Below are 318 nucleotides of genomic sequence, written 5' to 3'. Positions count from 1 at the left end.
TGGTCGCCGCGGAGCTGTTCGACCAGGGCGAGCTGTCCCAAGCCGCGATCGCCCGCCTGCTCGGCGTGAGCAGACAAGCCGTCCACAAGTGGCACACCGCCTGGAAGAACGAGGGCCCCGCCGCGCTGGCCGCCCGCCCCCGCGGCGCCGAACCCTTCCTGAACGGCGAGCAGCAGCGGGCCCTGGCCGCCCTGCTCGACTCCAGCCCCACCGAGCACGGATGGCCCGACCAGTCCTGGACCCTGGACCGGGTCAACCACCTCATCAACGAACGCTTCCACGTCGCCTACGCCGACCCCTCCGGGGTGTGGCGACTAC

The 318-nt window shown here is 72.0% G+C and carries 1 protein-coding gene; it reads left to right on the top strand.

All coding sequences use genetic code 11. The features are described from left to right. A partial coding sequence (locus ACJOT3_RS34710; protein WP_406977355.1) for a helix-turn-helix domain-containing protein occupies positions 1-318 on the top strand: 318 nt, incomplete at both ends.

Origin of the sequence: Nocardiopsis protaetiae, from assembly GCF_045446735.1 — a bacterium.
Taxonomy (GTDB): Bacteria; Actinomycetota; Actinomycetes; order Streptosporangiales; family Streptosporangiaceae; genus Nocardiopsis; species Nocardiopsis protaetiae.
This window is presented reverse-complemented; position numbering and strand designations above follow the sequence as displayed.